Source organism: Pseudonocardia sp. (assembly GCF_025965585.1).
Taxonomy (GTDB): Bacteria; Actinomycetota; Actinomycetes; order Mycobacteriales; family Pseudonocardiaceae; genus Pseudonocardia.
Window position 1 is genome coordinate 1 of sequence record NZ_JAOPWR010000326.1, and the last position, 5333, is coordinate 5333.

At 72.7% G+C, this 5333-nt stretch carries 9 protein-coding genes; 7 read left to right on the forward strand and 2 right to left on the reverse strand.

Features of this window, described 5'->3' with window-relative positions; genetic code table 11:
- A partial coding sequence (locus JWR81_RS19885) for an FKBP-type peptidyl-prolyl cis-trans isomerase (protein ID WP_297654863.1) occupies positions 1–451 on the forward strand: 451 nt, incomplete at its 5' end.
- 6 nt (positions 452–457) lie between these two features.
- Here JWR81_RS19885 and JWR81_RS19890 read toward each other — a convergent pair.
- Positions 458–1678 carry an LCP family protein gene (locus tag JWR81_RS19890; RefSeq protein WP_297654866.1) on the reverse strand — a complete coding sequence of 407 codons (1221 nt, stop codon included), beginning with the start codon at positions 1676–1678 and terminating at the stop codon, positions 458–460.
- A gap of 163 nt (positions 1679–1841) precedes the next feature.
- On the opposite strand from JWR81_RS19890, the gene JWR81_RS19895 reads away from it, so the two are divergent.
- From JWR81_RS19895 to JWR81_RS19915, 5 genes are all read left to right on the forward strand, one after another.
- Positions 1842–2180 (forward strand): helix-turn-helix transcriptional regulator, encoded by a 339-nt coding sequence (locus tag JWR81_RS19895; protein ID WP_297654869.1) that lies wholly within the window; start codon positions 1842–1844, stop codon positions 2178–2180.
- Positions 2173–2619 carry an SRPBCC domain-containing protein gene (locus tag JWR81_RS19900; protein ID WP_297654872.1) on the forward strand — a complete coding sequence of 149 codons (447 nt, stop codon included), beginning with the start codon at positions 2173–2175 and terminating at the stop codon, positions 2617–2619. The genes JWR81_RS19895 and JWR81_RS19900 overlap by 8 nt, the downstream gene beginning before the upstream one ends.
- A 215-nt stretch (positions 2620–2834) precedes the next feature.
- Positions 2835–3143, forward strand: coding sequence for a hypothetical protein (locus JWR81_RS19905; protein ID WP_297654875.1), 309 nt, complete (start codon positions 2835–2837; stop codon positions 3141–3143).
- 95 nt (positions 3144–3238) lie between these two features.
- On the forward strand, positions 3239–3637 hold the full coding sequence (locus JWR81_RS19910; protein WP_297654879.1) for a hypothetical protein: 399 nt from the start codon (positions 3239–3241) through the stop codon (positions 3635–3637).
- A gap of 65 nt (positions 3638–3702) precedes the next feature.
- Positions 3703–4038, forward strand: a complete 336-nt coding sequence (locus tag JWR81_RS19915) for a TfoX/Sxy family protein (protein ID WP_297654881.1) — start codon at positions 3703–3705, stop codon at positions 4036–4038.
- A gap of 118 nt (positions 4039–4156) precedes the next feature.
- Here the strand turns inward: JWR81_RS19915 and JWR81_RS19920 are convergent, their stop codons facing one another.
- The gene (locus tag JWR81_RS19920) at positions 4157–4831 is read right to left on the reverse strand and encodes an MBL fold metallo-hydrolase (protein ID WP_297654883.1); all 675 of its coding nucleotides are present in this window, start codon (positions 4829–4831) and stop codon (positions 4157–4159) included.
- 192 nt (positions 4832–5023) lie between these two features.
- Here JWR81_RS19920 and JWR81_RS19925 point away from each other — a divergent pair, with 192 nt between their 5' ends.
- Positions 5024–5215, forward strand: a complete 192-nt coding sequence (locus tag JWR81_RS19925) for a hypothetical protein (protein ID WP_297654886.1) — start codon at positions 5024–5026, stop codon at positions 5213–5215.
- The last annotated feature ends 118 nt before the right edge of the window (positions 5216–5333 follow it).

Here is a 5333-nt window from a genome sequence, read left to right on the forward strand (position 1 = left end):
CGCCGCCCCCGCGGGTGCGGCGCAGGCCCCCGCCGCGCCGGGTGCGACCGTCCCCGGCATCCCGGCGCTGAGCGGCACCCCGACCGACCTCAAGGCCCAGTCGCAGGCCGAGGCGGGCACCGGCCAGCCGCCGACGCAGCTCCTGACCCAGGACGTGGTGGTGGGCACCGGCCCGGCCGCGAAGGCCTCCGACACCGTGAACGTCCGGTACTCCGGCACGCTCTACAACGGCACCCCGTTCGACAGCTCGTGGTCGCGCGGCGACGCCCCGACCAGCTTCCCGCTCGACCAGGTGGTCCCCGGCTTCTCACAGGGCATCGTGGGCATGCAGCCGGGGGGTCGGCGCGTCATCGTCATCCCACCGGAGCTGGGCTACGGCGCGCAGACCAACGGCCCCGTCCCCGGAGGCTCGACGCTGGTGTTCGTGGTGGACCTCGTCGGGATCAGCTGACGCCGCTCAGTTCACGCAGGGCACCCCGTCCGCGGTGATCACGCGGGGCGTCGTGGTGGTCAGGGGCGTGGTGGTCAGGGGCGCGGTCGTCGTTGTGATCGGCGTGCCCGCCGGCTTCGCCGCGACGGTGTCCGGCGTGGGCACGGGCGTGGTGGTGGGCGGGGTGTCCGACTCCGCCACCAGCCCGCTGACGAACGCCTTCACGGCGGCCTGGTCGATCTGCACCGCCACGCCGTCGTACGGGGTGCGCAGGTCGGGACGCCCGGTGGGGATGGTGCGGAACGTCAGGTTGTCGCCCGCGAGCCTGCTCGCCTGGGTGAGGGCCTGGTCGAGGTCCCAGCCCTTGTCGACCACCAGGTAGCGCGAGGCCACCGCCACCAGCTGGGAGAGCTTCGCCGGGTCGCTGAGCGTGCCCGCGGAGCGCAGGCGCTGCGTGAGCCCGGCGATGAACGCCTGCTGGCGCGCGATCCGGTCGAGGTCGCCGCCGTCCAGGCCGTGGCGCTGGCGGACGAACGCGAGCGCGGCGGCGCCGTTCACGGTCTGCGGGCCCGCGGGCAGGTCGATCCCGGAGTAGGAGTCGCTCACTGCCCTGTTCAGACACACCGGGACGCCGCCGAGGGCGGCCGTGAGGTCGACGAACCCGGCGAAGTTGATCTCGGCGTAGTGCTCGATCCGCACCCCGGTGAGGGCCTCGACCGTCGCGATCAGCGCGGCGCGCCCGGCCTCCTTGCCCTGATGGTCGAGCGCGGCGCCCGTCAGGCCCTGGGCGGTGAGGGTCGTCTCGGCCTCGTCGAACGCCCTGCCGTACGCCGAATTGATCTTGTGGGTGCCGCGGCCGCCCGCGATCGGCACATAGGAGTCGCGGGGGATCGAGACCGCGACGGCGGGGGAGACCGGGTCGGCGGGGACGTGCAGCAGGATGATCGTGTCGGTGTTGAGCTGGCCGTCGTCGGGGCCGACGTGCAGGGCGTCGAGCATGGCTGCCGGCAACGGGTCGCCGTTCGCGTCGGTGCGGGCGTCCAGGCCGACGAGCAGCGCGGTGAACGCCTGACCGGGCGCGACGGGCGGGGCGTCGGTACGGCCCTCGGTCAGTGCGTTGCTCGTGACGATCGCAGCGGTGACGCGCTGCTGCAACGACCACGCGACGCCCGTGGCCACGAGCGCCCCCGCGGAGACGAGAGCGACCGTCGTGCGGGCGACGATGCCGAGAACGCGGCCGCTTCTCATCCCACTCCCCACGTCCTGGCGCGACGACCAGGCGGCCACGCTGCGGCCGGTCGGAGGTTGAAGCTTCCACTGTATGCACAGCTCGCCCGGTTCGCACTTGACACGAGGCGTCCGAGCACTATATTCAACCCAGCGGTTGTTCAATCAGTTAGGTGAATACGACATGACGGCGGATCCGCTCAGCGTCACCTTCGCGGCCCTTGCCGACCCGACGCGTCGCGCGCTCCTCGCGCGGCTCGCCCGCGGCGAGGCAGGCGTGAACGAGCTGGCCGAGCCGTTCCCGGTGAGCGTCCAGGCGATCTCCAAGCACCTCAAGGTGCTCGAGGCCGCCGGGCTGATCACCCGGGGGCGCACGGCCCAGTGGCGGCCATGCCGGCTGCGGGCGGAGCCGCTGGGCGAGGCCACCGACTGGTTGGAGCAGTACCGCGCGTTCTGGGAGGACCGTTTCGACGTCCTCGCCGACCATCTCCGCGACCTCCAGAAGGGCACATCCGATGAGTGACACGACCACCACCCCCGGCATCGAGATCACCCGGCGCTTCGACGCGCCCCGTGAGTTGGTGTTCCGCGCCTGGACCACACCGGCGTCGTTCGCGCACTGGTTCGGCGGTACCGAGGCCGAGGTCCCGGTCGAGTCCGTCGTCATGGACGTCCGCGTCGGCGGCCGGTGGAGCGCCGTGATGTACGCGGGTCCCGACCGTCAGGAGATCCCGTGGAAGGGTGTCTACCGCGAGGTCGTCGAGCCCGAGCGCCTCGTGTTCACCCTCACCGACCAGCCCGATGACTCCGACGAGGCGATCACCGTCGAGCTCGCCGACGTCGACGGCGGCACCGTCATGACGTTCATCCAGAGCGGCGGCAACCTGCCCATCGAGCAGTACGCCGCCGCCAAGGCGGGCTGGGAGCACTTCTTCGAGGTCATGGCGGGGATGCTGGCCTGAGGCGGGTGGGCTGCGTGCTCGCGTCCCGCAAACCGGTGGCGCTCGTCGGCCGGCCGGCATGACGCGTTCGGCCGTCGCGTTCCGACGCGACGCGGACCTTCCGGCGCCACGAAAGGGTGAGCTGCGCCCTCGACCCTGACCGGGCCGGTGACCGCCCGCTACAACAGGGCGGGGTCGGAGGCGCCGGCCCGTCGTCGACGTCGGGGGACGCGAGCATGGACATCGCCCAGCGGAGCCGGACGGGCTCGCACGCGCGGGTCGGCGACAGGGTCGGCTGGGGCCCCACGCCGCGCTCCGGCCGCTCGTACTCCTCCGCGGACCGCCGCGACGGCAAGGCCCTCACCGCGCTGCGCGTCGTCACGTACGTGCTGGTGTCCCTGGCCAGCCTCGTGTTCATCGCGAGCGCGGTCTACGCGGGGGTCGCGGTGTACCGCCTCCACGGCGCGGTCGGCCAGTTCACCTCCGCGGTCGTCGGCGTGGGCTCCGCGCCGCCGCTGGTCGGCGAGGGCTCCGCGGGTTCGTAGCCGCCGGCACGTTCACCGGTTGATCCGCCAGCGACGGGGGTACGCCGATCCCCTCGGACGACCGCACGGTCACGAGAGGCGGGACGGGAGGACCGATGAGACCGACGCGTGGTGCCGGGAGGGCCCTCGGCCCGTTCTGGGGGGCGCGGTACACCCGCACCTGGGTCACGACCCTGGCGGAGCTCCCGGTGCTGTCCGGCATCTACTTCTCGATCCTCGGCGGCACGACGGCCTGGGTCGTGCTGGTGCCGCTGGCCGTGGTGATCGCCGCCGTCCTGTGGCTGGTGCCGCTGTCGGTCGTGACCACCGAGGGGATCCGCCTGGTGCTGGAGCGCCGGGTGGTGCCGTGGTGGTACATCGCGTCGGTGCTCGACCCGCGCCCCGGTGACGAGGAGGTCCGGCTGGAGCTGCGTGACGGCCGGATCCTGCGGGTGCCCGGTGTCCCGCCCCGGACCGTGCCCGGGCTCCGCGCGCTGCATGCGGCGAACCGCTGACGTCGGGCCCCGATCTGCTCCTGCCGGGTGTGGTCAGGTGCGTGCTGCGCCGCGATACTGCCGTCGTGGCGTACGACGTTGACCTGGCCGATCGGCTGCGCGAGCTCCTGTCCGGCGAGCCCGGAGTCGTCGAGAAGCGCATGTTCGGCGGCCTGGCCTTCATGGTGGACGGGCACATGGCCGTCAGCGCGAGCGGTCAGGGCGGCCTGCTGCTCCGCGTCGATCCGGACCGGACCGACGCCCTGGTCAGGGAGCCACGGGCGAGCCGGTTCGTGATGCGCGGGCGCGAGGCGGACGGCTGGCTGCGCGTCGACATCGACGCGCTCGCCACCGACGAGGAGCTCGGCCGGTGGGTCCGGCACGGCGTCGGCTACGCCAGGACGTTGGGGGGCGAGCCCTGACCGGACGGTCGTCCCGAGGCGACGGAGCGTGGTCACCTGAGTCGGCGCCGTGCAGCGGGGCCGTCCGAGGGGCGGCAATCGGTCGGCCGTCCCGGGAGCCCCGACGTGCGGTCTCAGCTCACCAGCCGCGTGCCTTCCACTCCGGCAGGCTCGGGCGCTCCTTGCCCACGGTGGTGTCGTCGCCGTGGCCCGGGTACACCCAGGTCTCGTCGGGCAGGGTGCCGAACACCCGCTCCTCGAGGTCGCCGATGAGTGAGCCGAACTCCTCGGGCCCCGCGGTCTTGCCCGGGCCACCGGGGAACAGTGAGTCGCCGGTGAAGATGTGGCTGCCGGCGTCGTCGCGGTAGACGAGCGCGATGGAGCCGGGGGTGTGGCCGCGCAGGTGCACCACGCCGAGCTCGATCTCCCCGAACGCGACGGTGTCGCCCTGCCCCACGAGCTCGTCCATGGGGATGGGTAGCTCAGGGGCGTCGAGGGGGTGGGCGATCTGGCGGGTCTGGAACATGCCGGCCACGGCGCCGAGGGCCTGCCAGTGGTCCCAGTGCTGGTGGGTGGTGACCAGGTGGCGCAGCTCCGGGCGGGAGTCGGCGGCGCCGACGAGGTCGGCCAGTCGCTCGGCGTCGTTGGCGGCGTCGATGAGCAGTGCCTCGTTGCTGGCCTTGCAGACCAGCAGGTAGGCGTTGTTGTCCATCGGCCCGACGGAGAGCTTGGTGATGCTCAGGGCGGCGAGATCACGGCGGGTGGCGGCACCGCCGGGGTCGGTGTGACCGGTGTACGTGTCCAGGACATCCACATCTGAATCCTAGCCCGTTCGACCGTCACGATCGGGTTCCGGTGATGCGTCCCGTTCACCCGGAACGTTGCCCTGCTCGGTTTGTCGAAGAGCCATCCGTCCATCGTCAGGCACCCGATGCCTGCGCGTTCGACGAAGGGCGACCCGAGATGACCGAACCCCCCACGATCACCCGACGGCGGTTGCTACCGCTTGGTCAAGGCCGGTGTGTTCGCCGTGGGCTCGCTGCTGGCCACCACGGCCGGCGTGCTCGGCGGGCCGGTGTACGGGGCTCGCCCCGGTCTGGACGCGTCGGTGTTCATCCTTGCGCTGGTGGTCGTGGTGATCGCGGGCTGGGCTCGGTCCGCGGGCGCTGGCCGGGGCGCTGATCATCGGACAGGTTGACGCGCCGGGCCGGGCACGGGCCTGCCGTCCCTGGGACACGCGGGGTACCTCGGCGCCGGGGCGTACGCGGCGGGCCGGGTGTCGATCAACGTGACGGCCGAGGCGCCGGTGCCGCTGC